This window comes from Bradyrhizobium diazoefficiens USDA 110 (assembly GCF_000011365.1).
Classification (GTDB): Bacteria; Pseudomonadota; Alphaproteobacteria; order Rhizobiales; family Xanthobacteraceae; genus Bradyrhizobium; species Bradyrhizobium diazoefficiens.
The window spans coordinates 625,239-640,058 of the sequence record NC_004463.1 but is presented as its reverse complement, the minus strand read 5'-3'; the positions used below and the strand labels follow the sequence as shown (position 1 = coordinate 640,058).

The 14,820-nt window shown below is 65.2% G+C and carries 12 protein-coding genes and 1 riboswitch; of the genes, 5 read left to right on the top strand and 7 right to left on the bottom strand.

Annotated elements, in window-relative coordinates; translation table 11 throughout:
• The first annotated feature begins 10 nt into the window (after positions 1-10).
• From BJA_RS03000 to BJA_RS02990, 3 genes are all read left to right on the top strand, one after another.
• Complete coding sequence (locus BJA_RS03000) at positions 11-997, top strand: NAD-dependent epimerase/dehydratase family protein (protein WP_038965112.1); 987 nt, start codon at positions 11-13, stop codon at positions 995-997.
• Between the two features lie 381 nt (positions 998-1,378).
• Positions 1,379-2,671 (top strand): PQQ-dependent sugar dehydrogenase, encoded by a 1,293-nt coding sequence (locus BJA_RS02995; protein ID WP_011083420.1) that lies wholly within the window; start codon positions 1,379-1,381, stop codon positions 2,669-2,671.
• Between the two features lie 189 nt (positions 2,672-2,860).
• The gene (locus BJA_RS02990) at positions 2,861-3,454 is read left to right on the top strand and encodes a c-type cytochrome (protein ID WP_011083419.1); all 594 of its coding nucleotides are present in this window, start codon (positions 2,861-2,863) and stop codon (positions 3,452-3,454) included.
• Positions 3,455-3,643: 189 nt separating this feature from the next.
• Here the strand turns inward: BJA_RS02990 and panE are convergent, their stop codons facing one another.
• The 4 genes from panE to BJA_RS02970 form a co-directional block, all read right to left on the bottom strand.
• Complete coding sequence (gene panE, locus BJA_RS02985) at positions 3,644-4,567, bottom strand: 2-dehydropantoate 2-reductase (RefSeq protein WP_011083418.1); 924 nt, start codon at positions 4,565-4,567, stop codon at positions 3,644-3,646.
• A gap of 119 nt (positions 4,568-4,686) precedes the next feature.
• Positions 4,687-5,295 carry a 2-hydroxychromene-2-carboxylate isomerase gene (locus BJA_RS02980; protein ID WP_028174966.1) on the bottom strand — a complete coding sequence of 203 codons (609 nt, stop codon included), beginning with the start codon at positions 5,293-5,295 and terminating at the stop codon, positions 4,687-4,689.
• Between the two features lie 108 nt (positions 5,296-5,403).
• Entirely contained in the window at positions 5,404-6,768 is a 1,365-nt protein-coding gene (locus BJA_RS02975; RefSeq protein ID WP_011083416.1) for an MATE family efflux transporter, read from the bottom strand.
• A gap of 75 nt (positions 6,769-6,843) precedes the next feature.
• Positions 6,844-7,440 carry a DUF2239 family protein gene (locus BJA_RS02970; protein WP_011083415.1) on the bottom strand — a complete coding sequence of 199 codons (597 nt, stop codon included), beginning with the start codon at positions 7,438-7,440 and terminating at the stop codon, positions 6,844-6,846.
• Between the two features lie 149 nt (positions 7,441-7,589).
• Here BJA_RS02970 and BJA_RS02965 point away from each other — a divergent pair, with 149 nt between their 5' ends.
• A complete protein-coding gene (locus BJA_RS02965; protein WP_011083414.1) occupies positions 7,590-8,255 on the top strand; it encodes a glutathione S-transferase family protein in 666 nt (221 codons plus the stop codon).
• 96 nt (positions 8,256-8,351) lie between these two features.
• Here the strand turns inward: BJA_RS02965 and BJA_RS02960 are convergent, their stop codons facing one another.
• The gene (locus BJA_RS02960) at positions 8,352-9,647 is read right to left on the bottom strand and encodes an MFS transporter (protein WP_011083413.1); all 1,296 of its coding nucleotides are present in this window, start codon (positions 9,645-9,647) and stop codon (positions 8,352-8,354) included.
• Between the two features lie 98 nt (positions 9,648-9,745).
• Entirely contained in the window at positions 9,746-11,497 is a 1,752-nt protein-coding gene (gene ggt, locus BJA_RS02955; protein WP_011083412.1) for a gamma-glutamyltransferase, read from the bottom strand.
• Between the two features lie 98 nt (positions 11,498-11,595).
• Here ggt and BJA_RS02950 point away from each other — a divergent pair, with 98 nt between their 5' ends.
• A complete protein-coding gene (locus BJA_RS02950) occupies positions 11,596-12,981 on the top strand; it encodes an MFS transporter (RefSeq protein ID WP_011083411.1) in 1,386 nt (461 codons plus the stop codon).
• 128 nt (positions 12,982-13,109) lie between these two features.
• Here BJA_RS02950 and purH read toward each other — a convergent pair whose 3' ends face one another.
• Positions 13,110-14,702, bottom strand: coding sequence for a bifunctional phosphoribosylaminoimidazolecarboxamide formyltransferase/IMP cyclohydrolase (purH, locus tag BJA_RS02945; protein WP_011083410.1), 1,593 nt, complete (start codon positions 14,700-14,702; stop codon positions 13,110-13,112).
• Between the two features lie 25 nt (positions 14,703-14,727).
• Positions 14,728-14,810: riboswitch (ZMP/ZTP riboswitch) on the bottom strand.
• Between the last annotated feature and the right edge of the window lie 10 nt (positions 14,811-14,820).

Genomic DNA, 14,820 nt, shown 5'->3' with positions numbered 1-14,820 from the left:
TGGGTCTGCAATGACAATTCTCATCACCGGCAGCGCTGGCCATCTTGGGGAGGCCCTTCTCCGCACGCTCCGCGGGCGCGGGTCCGCTGTGCGCGGGGTCGACCTGAAGCCATCGCCCTTCACCGATGCCGTCGGCTCGATCGTCGATCCGGACTTCGTGCGGTGCCAGATGGACGGCGTCACCGCCGTGATCCACACCGCGACGCTGCACAAGCCGCATGTGGCGACCCACGGCAGGCAGGATTTCGTCGACACCAACGTCACCGGCACGCTCAATCTGCTCGAGGCGGCCGTGGCCGCCGGTGTGCGCAGCTTCGTCTTCACCAGCACCACCAGCGCGTTCGGCTCGCAGCTCCGCCCCGAGGCCGGACAGGCCGCGGTGTGGGTCACCGAGGACCTGTCGCCGGTGCCGAAGAACATCTACGGCACGACCAAGCTGATGGCGGAGAGTTTGTGCGAGCTGTTCTTTCGCGAGCGCGGGCTGCCGGTCGTCGTCTTGCGGACCTCGCGCTTCTTCCCCGAGGACGACGACGATCCTTCGATGCGGTCGGCTTACGCGTTGGACAACGCGCAGGCCAACGAGCTGCTCTATCGCCGGCTGGATATAGCGGACGCGGTGAGCGCCCATCTGCTCGCCGTCCAGCGCGCGCCCGACCTCGGCTTCGCCCGCTACATCGTGTCGGCCACGAGCCCGTTCGAGCCGCACCATCTCGTGGCGCTGGCGCGCGACGCGGCCGGCGTCGTGCGCGAGCTCTATCCGGATTGCGCGCAGCTCTATGCGGCGAACGGCTGGCGCCTGTTTCCGCAGATCGATCGCGTCTACGTCAACGATCGTGCGCGGCACGAGCTGGGGTGGCGGCCGGAATTCGACTTCGCGCATGTGCTGCACAGCCTCCGCGCGGGACAGGATTTTCGCAGCACGCTGGCGCGCGAGATCGGGTCGAAGGGCTATCATGACGCGGTGTTCGACGACGGACCTTACCCCGTCGCCTCGTAAGCGCCGAAGTTGCTGTTTTGCTCGACGCGTCAAACGTCTGTCCGGCGCCACCGGGCGCAACATGGTCTTTGCCGTTCTACTGTGCATGGGGTTGTTTTCGCGTTTTTTGTGCGGCTGCCTCTCCCACTGCCCGAAAATCAGCCACGCGCCATGTCGATGCCGCGTTGCAGCGAGGCCGTTTTCGTCGCCGCGTTCGCGTTCGGAGAAATTCCGCCTCAATTTTTATTGAGCGCAACCGCAGTGCACGCGGCGCGCTTCTCACCGCTCGCAGATGTGCTAACCTTTTTGCGTCTGTCGCCTCGACAGGCTCCAAACTTCGCCTCTCGACTAGCAAAACAAAATAACGTGCAGCCCTGACGGCTGCCTTAGGGGAGTGACGCGATGAAATTCCATCAATCCGTCTTTCAATCCGTCTTTCAATCCGTCCTGGCGCTTGCAGCGGTTGCGCTTCTCGCGGGGACCAGCGCCGGCAATGCGCAACAGCAGGACAAGAACAAGCCGCTGAAGAAATACGAATCCGGCACCAAGGAGTTCTGGACCCATCCGCCGGATGACTGGTTCCTGGGCGACGAGACCGAGGCGCAGAAGGGCCTCGCGCCGCCGTCGGGTCCGCCGACCGGTGCGTCGGAGGCCGAGCTCGCGGCGATGATGAAGAAGATCAAGCTGCCTGCCGGCTTCAAGATCGAGGTCTATGCACCCGGCGTTCTCGCCGCGCGGCAGATGGCCTGGGGTGACAAGGGCACGCTGTTCGTCGGCTCGTTCGGCCTCGGCAACGTCTATGCCATCAAGGACAACAACGGCAAGAAAGAGGTCAAGACCATCCTGAAGGGGCTGAACATGCCCACCGGTCTCGCCTTCAAGGACGGCGCGCTGTACGTCATCGCGGTCGACAAGCTGATCCGCTACGACAACGCGGAAACCAATCTGGACAAGCTCGGCGACGGCAAGGTCGTCTATGACGACATGCCTTCCTATGCCGCGCATGGCTGGAAGTACATCGCAGTCGACAAGGAAGGCTGGTTCTACCTGCCGTTCGGACCGCCCTTCAACGTCGGCGTTCCCCCGACCAGCGTCTCGCAGATCCGCCGCGTCGATCCCAAGACCGGCAACGCCGAGATCTATGCGCTCGGCGTTCGCAACTCGGTCGGCGGCGACGTCGATCCGCGTACCGGCAAGTACTGGTTCACCGAGAACGCCCGCGACTGGATCAGCGACGATCTGCCCAGCGACAAGCTGAACATGATCTCGAAGATGGGCGAGCATTTCGGCTATCCCTATTGCCACCAGGGTGACCTGCCCGATCCGAAGTTCGCGATGGGTCACAAGTGCTCCGAGTTCACGCCGCCCGTGCTGAATCTCGGTGCGCACGTCGCTCCGCTCGGCATGAAGTTCTACACCGGCGATCAATTCCCCGCCGAGTACAAGAACAACATCCTGATCGCCGAGCACGGCTCCTGGAATCGCCACAAGTACCAGGGCGGCCGCATCATGCGCGTGATCGTCGGGCCCGACGGCAAGAATGCCAAGCAGGAGGTGTTCGCCTCCGGCTGGATCGAGGGTGACCAGGGCTATCTCGGCCGTCCCAACGACATCATCCTCGCCAAGGACGGTTCGATCCTCGTCGCCGACGACTGGGCCGGTGCGATCTATCGCATCAGCTACAGCAAGAAGTAGCGCGCGGGCGAATCAAAGGCTGCGGTGGGCATGAGGCGGCCGCAGCCTTTTTCGTGAATGACCGTCGTTCCGGATTGCGCGCCCTTGCGCGCAAGTCCGGAACCCATAACCACGACTGGTGGTTATGGATTCCGGGCTCGTGCTTCGCACGCCCCGGAATGACAATCTCGATAGATCGGAATCCCCATCATGCGCCGGCAGTTCATCTCGCACGCAATCAGCGCGATTGCGCTTGTCACGCTGGGCTTCTGCCCGGCCGATGCCGCCGACACTGCCGCCGGCAAGGCCAAGGCGGAGGTCTGCGCCGGCTGTCACGGCGAGAACGGTATCTCGCAGACCGAGAACATCCCCTCGCTCGCGGGCCAGCCCGATCAATTCCTGCAATGGCAGCTGGTGTTCTTCCGCGCCGGCTCGCGCAAGAACGACCAGATGCAGCCGATCGTCGAAGAGATCAACAACGAGGACATCCGCAATCTAGGGGCTTACTTCTCGCAGCTCGCGCCGCCGAAGGGGCCGGAAGACCAGGATCCCGATCTGTCGAAGAAAGGCACACAAGTCGCGGCCGGTCGCCGCTGTGCCTCATGCCACACGGACACTTACGCGGGCACCAAGGCCGTCGCGCGCCTCGCCGGCCAGCGCGAGGAATATCTCGTGAAGGCGCTGCACGACTACAAGGCCGGCCAGCGCGTCGGCGGCGGCGTCGCCGCGATGGCCGATGTCGCCTACGCGATGAGCGAAGAAGAGATTACGGCGGTCGCGCATTATCTGGCGCATTTGCAGTAGCTCCACACTCCGCCGTCATCCCGGACAAGCGCGCCCCAAGCGCGCGCAGATCCGGGATCCATAACCACAGAAAGATGTGGTTATGGGGACTCGGAGTGACGACGTCGCGTACGATGTATTCTCGTGGTTATGGGTCCCGGATCTGCGCTTACGCTTGTCCGGGACGACACCCGAGTGTGTAGCGGGCCGCTACCCCGCCCGCTGCTTCTCATACGCCTTCAAATGCGTATAGGCGATGCGCAGCTTCGGCAGCGGCACCTTGGCGGCATCGCCGCGTGCGATGAGATCGCCGACGACGTGATCGGCCTCGACCGGCAGGCCGGCCTTGATGTCGCGGAACATCGAGGCGGTCATCGGCGAGCCCTCGGTGGTGAGGTTGCCCTTCACCCGCTCGAAGAACGGGCCTCCTGGCGGATAGCCTGACGCGGTGGCAATCTCACTGGTCTCATCGAGTATGCCGAGCAGGAAATCCCTGCCGCCGGGGGCGGCGAGGATGTTGCCGACGGAGGCGCGCATCAGGCTGGTGGAGGCCGCGAGCGAGGAGAGGAACACCCACTTCTCCCACATGTCCTGCATGATGTTCTGGCTGGCGGTGGCCCCAACGATGCCGCTCTTGAAGGCTTCGTCGATCGCCCGGACCCGGTCGGACAGCTTGCCGTCGCGCTCGCCGTAGCTGATCGCCTGCATCGGCTGGAGCTGCACCACCTCGCGCTTCTCGCTCAAGGTCGCTGCGATGGCGCAGAGCCCGCCGAGCACGCGCTCCTTGCCGAACCTGGCATCCAACGTATCGAGATGCTTCATGCCATTCAGCATCGGAATGATCGCCGTATCAGGCCCGACCGCCGCCGCGAACGACTTGATGGCATCGTCGAGATCGAACGCCTTGCAGCTCAGGAGCACGACGTCGAACTTGTCCTTCAGCTTGTCGGCCTCGACCGTCGGTGGAGCCTTCAGAGTCACGTCGCCGTTCGGGCTCTTGATGACGAGGCCGGCGCTCGCAAGCTCGCCGGCGCGCCGCGGCCGGACCAGGAAGGTGACGTCGCGGCCGGCCTGCAACAGCCTGCCACCAAAATAGCCGCCGATGGCGCCGGCGCCGACCACGAGGATGCGCATGGGATCTTCCTTGTTGTTGCTCTTATCGCTTCTTGGACGTCGCTCTGACCTGGTGCGCAATTGCGACTAGGCCAGGATGGCATCGGGGGAGATTGCTAGCTTTCCGGGAGATGCGGGAATCACTTTCCCGATACCATCTCCTCGACCTCGCGCAGCTGCTCCTTGCCAAAAAACATCTCGTTGCCCACGAAAAAGGTCGGCGAGCCGAACGCGCCGCGCGCGACCGCCTCTTCGGTGTTCTTGATCAGCTTGCCCTTGACCTCGGGCTCCTGGGCGCGGGCGAACAGCTTTTGCGCATCGAGGCCGGAGGATGCCAGCGCCTTCGCCGCGATTTCCGGGTCGTCCATCTTCTTCGGCTCGCGCCACATGTGGTGGAAGGCGGCCTCGACGTATTTCTCGAACACGCCCTCGAGCTGCGCCGCGATCGCGGCGCGCATCAGGTTCAGCGTGTTGACGGGGAAGTGCGGATTCCAGACATAGGGCTGAACCTTGAAGCGCTTGATGAAGCGCTCGGTCTCGACCGCCTGGAATTCACGCTTGTTCTTGACGCCGGCGAGCGTCTCGGCCGGCGACTTGTTGTTGGTCGACTTGAAGATGCCGCCGAGCAGGATCGGCACATACTCGAATTTGACGCCGATGCGCTGCTCGATCGCCGGGATCGCCAGATGGCTGAGATAGGCGTTCGGGCTGCCGAAATCGAACAGGAATTGCGGGGCTGTGCGGGTCAAAATCGTTCTCCCTGACCTGACTTTTGATCTGGCTTTTCGTCCATTCTGGCGCAGCGCGCGCCACAGGTCCACCGTTTAATGATGGTCATAATACCTTGATGATCCGGCTCAGATCAGACGCCGGATCGTCCGCTTGCGCCACACCAGGAGATAATAGCCCATCTGCAAAACGAACATGGCGCAGAACACGATCGGATAGGCGGCCCATACGCCCTTCAGGCCAATCGTGCGGCTCAGGATGACCGCGGCCGGCAGCTCGATCGCGAGAATCGCGAAGATCGAAAGCAGCATCGGCGTCAGCGCCACGCCGGCGGCGCGCATGGCGCCGGAAAACACCGTTGCCAGGCCGAACGGCACCGAGCTCCACAAGGCGATGGTGAGCAACTCCTTCGCCAGATCGAGCACGGCGCAATCGGTGATGAAGATGCCGAGCACGGCGCGTGGCGCGAGATAGATCAACGCCACGAGGCCGCCGGTCAGGACGAGGTTGAACGCGAGGCCTGTGCGAACGATGCCGTCGAGCCGGTCCCTGTCGCCGCCGCCGACGGCCTGTGCGCCGAGGATCGAGACTGTGATCGAGATCGACATCGCCGTGAACTGCGTATAGCCCATCACCTGGTTGACGGCGCCATAGGCCGCGGTGGCGTCGGAGCCAAAGCCGTTGACGAGGCCGAGCAGCACCAGCTCGGCGATCGCCATCACCACCATGCCGATCGCGCTCGGCAATCCGATGCCGAGGACCTTGCCGAGCACCGCGCCGTTGAGCCGCAGATGACGCAGCAGCGCGGCATCGGGAGCAAGCGCATGTTTCTTCCGCAGCAAATAGAGGGCCAGCACGATCAGCGTCGCAATGTTGGCGATCGCGGCAGCCCATGCCGGGCTGGTGATGCCGGCCGCCGGCAATCCGAACGCGCCGCGGATCAGCATTGGCGTCAGGATCAGGCCGATCGCGGTCGACAGCGCCAGCGCCAGCAGAGGCGTGAGCCCATCGCCGACACCGCGGATCATCGCCGTCATCAGCAGGAAGACGAAACCGAGCGGCATCGTGAGCAGCATGACGCGCGCATAAGCGCTGGCCTGGTCGAGGATGTCCGCGGGCGTGGCGAGCGCCATCATCAATGGCCGGCTGAACAGCCCGCCGACCAGTGCAATCGAGATCGAGAGCAGCAGGCCGACCGCGAGCGTCGTGCCAACAACGATTTTGATCCGGCCATGTTCACCGGCGCCAAACGCGTGGCCGATCAGCACCGTGGCGCCGGTGCTCAAGCCCATGACGAAGGCGAACAGAAAGAACATCACCGGAAAGAACGCCGAGACCGCCGCGAGCGCGTCGACGCCGATCATCTGGCCGAGATAGACGTTGCTGACCGTGCCGAACAGCGATTGCAGCGCGTTGCTCAGCATCAGGGGCGCGAGGAAGCGCAGGAATGTTGTCCAGAGTGGCGTGGCGGCGGACATGGATTTGCCTTTCATCAGGACGTGCGAAGCCGTTGCCGCGCGAGGCGCGGCTTGGGCCGTCGATAGGGTTGAGGGAAAGCGCCGCGCGGTTTACGCGCGGTCGCTGTAGGCGAGCTTGACGATGTGGTCGCGGATGTCGGTCGGCCAGTCGGCGATCAGCCCGGTGAAGCGCCGCCGGTCATCCGCGAACAGCGCCCGCGAAGCTTCCTCGAACTGCGGCAGGTTGCCCGCCATGGTCGACATGAAGTGATAGGCCGCATCGCGCGCCTGCCGCTCTCGGTCCTTGTCGCCACTGGCACGCCGTGCCTCGTCGACGAGTTTCCGCAGCGCGACCGAGGCGCCGCCCGGCTGCGCGTTGAGCCATTCCCAGTGCCGCGGCAGCAGCGTTACCTCGCGCGCGACCACGCCGAGTTTCGGCCGGCCGCGCCCGCGCGGCTCGCTCGGTGGTGCGGTCTCCTCAACCGGAGGCGGGACAAGCTTCGCCACCCGCGCCAGCACCTCGCGATCGCCGCCGCGCAGATCGAAGTCGATCGATCGGCCCGTAGCGTCCTCGAAGATGATGATGGGCTCGTCCGGCGGGGGCACGATCCGCTTGACGACCAGTGCGACCTCTCCGGCCGACCCGGACGCCAGGCGGCGCTGGCCCTGGAAGGCCGTGAATGTCCTCTGCATTGAAATCATTGCCATATCCCGATGACGTTGATCATTTAATACCCGGGTAAATTATCGGCGTCAATATACCCGGGTTAAAATATCCGTCCGGATGGCTCGACATTGCGTTCCCGGGCTGGCACGTACGCGGCGAACAGACCACGCCTAGCCTGGGGATCCCGCCGATGCTGACCGTCCATCACCTCAACAATTCCCGCTCGCAGCGCGTGCTGTGGCTGCTCGAGGAGTTGGGCGTGCCCTACGAGATCGCGCGTTATCAGCGCCAGCCCGACATGCGCGCGCCGAAGGAGCTGCGCGCGATCCATCCGCTCGGCAAGTCGCCCGTCATCACCGACAACGGCAACACCATCGCCGAGTCAGGCGCGATCATCGAATATCTCATCGCCACCTACGGCAACGGCCGACTGATCCCGCCGCCGAACACGCCGGAGCGACTGCGCTTCACCTACTGGCTGCACTATGCGGAAGGCTCGGCGATGCAGCCGCTGCTGCTCAAGCTGCTGTTCACGCTGATGCCGAAGCGTGCGCCGGCGCTGCTTCGTCCGCTGGTGCGCAAGGTCTCGAACCAGGCGCTCACCGCGCTGGTCAATCCGCAGCTCAAGCAGCACATGGATTACTGGGAAGGCGAGCTTGCGAAGAGCGAGTGGTTCGCCGGCAACGAGTTCACCGCAGCCGACATCCAGATGAGCTTTCCGCTCGAAGCCGCGCAAGCGCGCGGCGGGCTGGAGCAGGGCCATCCCAGGGCGATGGCGTTCCTGGAGCGCATCCATGCGCGGCCGGCCTACGCCAGAGCGCTCGAAAAGGGTGGGCCGTACCAGGTGGGGCGGTAGTTAGTTCCTGTCATTCCGGGATGGTGCGAAGCACCAGACCCGGAATCTCGAGATTCCGGGTTCACGCTTCGCGTGCCCCGGAATGACAGCCTTCCACTAATCCGCGTGCAGCACGCGACCGCGCGTCTCCGGCAGCGCGAAGGCGGCGATGAAGAACAGCGCGTAGGCTACCACCGCAAACATCGCGATTGCGTTCGCAAGCGACGTCGTCGCCGACAGCGCACCGACGAGGAACGGAAACAGCGCGCCGATGCCGCGGCCGAAATTGTAGCAAAAGCCCTGGCCGGAGCCGCGCAGCCGCGTCGGATAGAGCTCAGTCAGGAACGCGCCGATCCCCGAGAAATAGCCCGAGGCGAAAAAGCCGAGCGGGAAGCCGAGCACCCACAGGATCTCGTTGGTCAGCGGCAGCTGCGTATAGAGCAGCACCACGGCCATGGCCCCGAGCGAGAAGATCAGGAACAGATTGCGCCGCCCGATCCGGTCGGCGAGCCAGGCGCCGGTGAGATAGCCGATGAAGGAGCCGATGATCAGCGTCGAGAGATATCCGGTCGAGCCGACGATCGACAGATGCCGCTCCTTGGTCAGGAACTGCGGTACCCAGAAGGTGACGGCGTAGTAGCCGCCCTGACAACCCGTCGCCATCAGCGACGCCAGGATCGTGGTCTTCACCATCGGGAAGGTGAAGATCTCCCAAAGCTTCGGATGACTGCCCGTTTCCGCATGCCTGGCACGGGCCTCGGCTGCGATCTCCGGCTCGGTGACGGAACGGCGGATGTAGAACACCAAGAGCGCCGGCAGCGCGCCGATCACGAACATCCAGCGCCAGGCCGTCTCGGCCGGCAGAAGCGAGAACAGGATCGCCTGCGAGAGCACGGCGAGACCCCAGCCGACCGCCCAGCCCGACTGCACCGAGCCGACCGCGCGCCCGCGATATTGCGGCCGGATCGCCTCGCCCATCAGCACGGCGCCCGCCGCCCACTCGCCGCCGAAGCCGAGGCCGAGCACGGCGCGTGCAATCAGGAGCTGGTCGAAATTCTGCACGACGGCACAGACCAGCGAGAAGAACGAGAACCAGATGATGGTGATCTGGAGCGTCCTGACTCGTCCGATATGGTCGGAGAGGTGGCCGCCGAGCCAGCCGCCGATCGCAGAGGCCAGCAGCGTCACGGTGCCGGCGAGACCCGCCGAGGCCGCATCGACCTTCCACAGCGCGATGATGGTGCCGATCACCAGCGGATAGATCATGAAGTCCATGCCGTCGAGCGCCCAGCCCGCCGCGCAGGCCCAGAACGTCCGCCGCTCCGGCGCGTTCATGTCGCGATAGAAGGCGAGAAGGCTGGTGTCCTCGATCTCGGCGCGTTCGATGCGCTGGTTCGGATCGGCTGTGGTCATGTGTGTTTCCCCGGCAGTTTCTTAAAAGCCGCGCGGTGGTAGCACGCGCAGCAGCGGGCGCAAGCCGGCGCCCGCTTCCGTGCCATGCGGCGGACGAGTTACTGCCCTGCCGCCTCTGCGCCGCGTGTGCGCGGATCGGGTGCGCCGAGGGGGCCATTCGGTGTCACCGCGATCGAATTGGCGGAAGTCTGTCCCATCGGCTCGACGATGGGATGGTCCATCGCCTTCAGCTCGAACAGGACATCGTCGGGAAAGCCGCGCTCGACGCGCACCTCGTCCGGCAGCCATTGATGGTGCAGCCGCGGTGTGGCAACGGCGGCGGCCACATCCATTTTGTAATCGAGCACGTTCACGATCACCTGGAGCACGGTGGAGATGATCCGGCTGCCGCCGGGCGAACCCGTCACCAGCACCGGCTTGCCGTCCTTCAGCACGATGGTCGGCGACATCGACGACAACGGTCGCTTGCCGGGCCCTGGCAGGTTGGCCTCGAAGCCGACAAGGCCGTAGGCGTTGGACGCGCCGACCGCCGCGGTGAAATCGTCGAGCTCGTTGTTGAGCAGCACGCCGGTACCCTCGGCGACGAGGCCAACGCCATAGCTGAAGTTCAGCGTGTATGTATTGCTGACGGCGTTGCCGCGGCTGTCGACGACGGAGAAATGCGTGGTGTTGCTGCCCTCGCGCGGCGAGGCGGCGGCGGAGACCAGCTGCTTCGACGGCGTGGCGCGGCTGGTGGAGATGCCCGCGCGCAGCTTGGCGGCGTAGTCCTTTGCCGTGAGGGTCTCGATCGGCGCATTGACGAAGGCGGGATCGCCGAGATAGCGCGCGCGGTCTGCATAGGCACGCTTCATGGCCTCGATCAGGAGATGCAGCGATGCCGGCGATCCCTGCTTGAGGTCGGCAAGCTGAAAGCCTTCGAGGATATTGAGGGTCTCCACCAGCACCACGCCGCCGGAGGAAGGCAGCGGCATCGACACGATGTCGTAGCCGCGATAAGTGCCGCGCACCGGCGTGCGGATCACCGCCTGATAGGTCTTCAGATCGGCTGGCGTCATGATGCCGCCCGCCTCGGACACGGCCTTGGCGAGTTTGTCCGCGACCGCGCCCTCATAGAAGCCGCGTGGTCCCTGCGCGGCGACGGCCGCCAGCGTATCGGCAAGGTCGCCCTGCACCAGCCTGTCGCCGTCACTGAGCGGCGCGCCATCGGGGCGCGAGAAGATCCTGGCCGCGGAAGGCCAGCGTGTCAGCCGCCGGTGCCAGCCCGGGAGCGTGTCGGCGATGTCGTCGCTGACGACGAAGCCGTCGCGGGCGAGCGCGATCGCAGGCTCGAGCAATTGCGCGAGCGTGAACTGGCCCGAGCCATATTTTTCCAATGCCAGGGCAAGGCCTGCGACGGTTCCGGGCACGCCGATGCCGAGCGCGGAATCGCGCGACTTCGCAATGTCGGGCTTGCCGTCGGGGCCGAGGAAGATTTGCGGCGTGGTCGCTGCCGGCGCGGTCTCGCGATAGTCGATCGCGATGTCCTCGTTGCGCTCGGCGGAATGGATCATCATGAAGCCGCCGCCGCCGATATTGCCGGCGCGCGGATAGGTCACCGCCATCGCAAAGCCGGTCGCGACCGCGGCATCGACGGCATTGCCGCCGCGTCGCAGGATATCGGCGCCGACCTGCACCGATATCTTTTCCTGCGCCACCACCATGCCGTGCTCGGCTGCAACGGCATGCACCGTGTCGAGCGCCGGCGGGACATAGCCCCGCCGCGCATCCTGCGCGGTCGCAGATGCCAGACCAAGCGCCAGAGTGGCCAGGAAGGCGAAAAACGTCCGCCGGGTCGAAAATGACGACATCATCAAATTTCCGCCGGGTCCTCGGGACAGTTCACACGCGTCGCTTATGCTATACGGTTTGCCCCAAGACAGGCAAAACTGTTCGTGATGAGGACTGCGTGATGACGACGATCGCCTCGGATGCGCGCATGGCCGGCGTGCTGCGGACCTATCCGCCGCGCGCCGCTGTCATCAGCTGGATCTTTTTCGACTGGGCTGCGCAGCCTTATTTCACGCTGATCACGACCTTCGTGTTCGCGCCTTATTTCGCCACCAGCATCGCGCCAGATGCTGCCACAGGCCAATCGCTGTGGGGCTTTGCGATGGCGGCTGCGGGCCTCGCCATCGCGCTGATGTCGCCGGTGCTGGGGGCCATCGCGGATGCCTCGGGCCGCAGGAAACCATGGATCGCGGGGTTCGGCACGCTGCTGGTGCTGGCGTCCTGCTCGCTGTGGATCGGCAAGCCCGGCGATCCCTCAGTCATTCCGCCCCTGCTCACCGCGGTCGCGCTCGCCAGCGTCGGCGCGGAATTCGCCACCCTCTTCAACAACGCGATGATGCCGACCCTGGTGCCGCCCGAGCGAATCGGCCGGCTCTCCGGCACCGGCTGGGCCACGGGGTACATCGGCGGCATCGTCAGCCTGATCATCGTGCTCGGCTTGCTCGCTGCGAATCCCGAGACCGGACGCACGCTGCTCGGCTTCACGCCGCTGTTCGGGCTTGATCCGGCCAGTCATCAGGGAGATCGCGCCGCCGGACCGCTGACCGGGGTGTGGTTCATCATCTTCGTGACGCCGATGTTCCTGTTCACGCCGGACTATCCGGCGAAGCGGCCGGTGCGCGAGGCGCTACGCAAAGGCCTGTCGGAGCTGAAGCAATCGATCAGGAGTTTGCCGCAGCAGAAATCGCTCGCGGCGTTCCTGCTCGCCAACATGATCTACACCGACGGCCTGGTGTCGCTGTTCGCGTTCGGCGGCATCTACGCCGCCGGCACCTTCGGCTGGCACACGATCCAGATCGGCACCTTCGGAATCATGCTCGCGATAGCCGGCGCGTTCGGCGCCTGGCTCGGCGGCAAGCTGGACGATCATCTCGGGCCGAAGCGCGTCATCGCCGGCAGCATGCTGATTCTGCTGCTGTCGGTGGCGGCGATCCTTCTGGTCGACAAGGACAGCGTGCTGTTCGTCAAGGTCGCGGCCCCCCAGCCGGGCGCTCCCCTGTTCTCGAGCGCGGCCGAACGCGCCTATCTCGTGCTGGGCTGCCTCATCGGCGCCGCCGGCGGTCCGCTTCAGGCTGCCTCGCGCACGTTGCTGATCCGCCTCGCGCCAAAGGATCGCATCGCGCAGTATTTCGGCCTGTTCGCGCTGACCGGGAAAGTGACGTCCTTCATCGGCCCACTGCTGATCGGCATGATCACGGCGGTGACGGCCAGCCAGAAGGCCGGCATGGCCGTGCTGGTGGTGTTCTTCGTCGCGGGACTGGGGCTCTTGATGCGGGTGCGGGAGTAGCTTCCCGCCGTCATTCCGGGGCATCGCGGAGCGATGAACCCGGAATCCAGAAGTTGTCGCGCGAGATTCTCAGGTGCGCAATTGCGTACCAGAGTTCGCGCTGCGCGCGCCCCGGAATGACGGCGAAATCAGTGCCTGAAATGCCGCGTTCCCGTGAACACCATGGCGATGCCGTGCTCGTCGGCGGCCTTGATCACCTCGTCGTCGCGCATGGAGCCGCCGGGCTGCACCACGGCGGTGGCGCCGGCCTCGATGCAGGCGAGCATGCCGTCGGCGAACGGGAAGAACGCGTCCGAGGCCACCACCGAGCCCTTGGTGAGCGGCTCGGCGAGCTTCAGCTCAACCGCCGCATCCTGCGCCTTGCGCGCCGCAATGCGAGCTGAATCGACCCGGCTCATCTGGCCCGCGCCGATGCCGACGGTGGCGAGATCCTTGGCGTAGATGATGGTGTTGGACTTGACGTGCTTGGCCACCCGGAACGCGAACTTGAGGTCCCGCATCTCGGCGTCCGTGGGCGCACGCTTGGTCACGACCTTGAAGGTCATGTCGTCGACCACGGCGTTGTCGCGGCTCTGCACGAGCAGGCCGCCGGCCACCGTCTTGGCGGTGAGGCCCGGCGCGCGCGGATCGGGCAGGCTGCCCGCGAGCAGCAGGCGGAGGTTCTTGCGCGCGCCGATGATCGCGATCGCTTCCTCGCTGGCGTCGGGCGCGATGATCACCTCGGTGAAGATCTTCGTGATCTCGCGCGCGGTGTCGGCGTCGAGCGCGCGGTTCATCGCGATGATGCCGCCGAACGCCGAGGTCGAATCGCAGGCGAGCGCTTTGCGATAGGCGCTGACGAGGTCGGAGCCCTCAGCGACGCCGCAGGGATTGGCGTGCTTGACGATGACGCAGGCCGCGGTGCGCTTGGCGTCAAACTCGCCGATGCACTCGTATGCCGCATCGGTGTCGTTGATGTTGTTGTAGGAGAGCTCCTTGCCCTGCAGCTGCCGTGCGGTCGAGACGCCTGGGCGCTTGTCGGGAGTCGCATAGAATGCCGCCGTCTGGTGCGGGTTCTCGCCGTAGCGCAGCGACTGGATCAATTTGCCGCCGAAGGCGCGGAAATCAGGTGCGTCGATCTCGAGCTGCCGGTTGAACCAGTTCGAGATCGCGGCGTCGTAGGCCGCGGTGCGCGCATAGGCCTTCGCGGCAAGCCGCCGGCGCAGCTTCAGCGTGGTTGCGCCCTTGTTGGCGGCGAGCTCGTCGAGCACCGCCTTGTAGTCCTCGGCCTCGACCACCACGGCGACGTCGTCATGGTTCTTGGCGGCGGCGCGGATCATCGCGGGGCCGCCGATGTCGATGTTCTCGATGCAATCCTCGAAGCCCGCGCCTTTGTCCACGGTCGCCTCGAACGGATAGAGATTGACGACGAGCAAATCGATCGGCGCGATGCCGTGCGCCTTCATCGCATCCGCATGGTCCTTGTTGTCGCGGATCGCGAGCAGGCCGCCATGCACCTTCGGATGCAGCGTCTTGACGCGGCCGTCCATCATCTCGGGGAAGCCGGTCAGCTCGGAAACGTCCTTCACCTTGAGGCCGGCCGCGGCGATCGCCTTGGCGGTGCCGCCGGTCGAAACCAGTTCGACGTCATGGGCGGCAAGCGCCTTGGCGAATTCGATCAGGCCGGTCTTGTCGGAGACGGAAAGCAGGGCACGGGTGACGCGGCGGGGATGGTCAGTCATGAGCAAGATCCTCTGTCTTAAGGAGTGTCTATGCCCAGGCGCGCGGCGTCTTAAGTCCCGCGCTTCCCGATGGTGCTCCATCCAAGGTCGCCAGTCGCGCGAGCGAGCGCTCGATAGC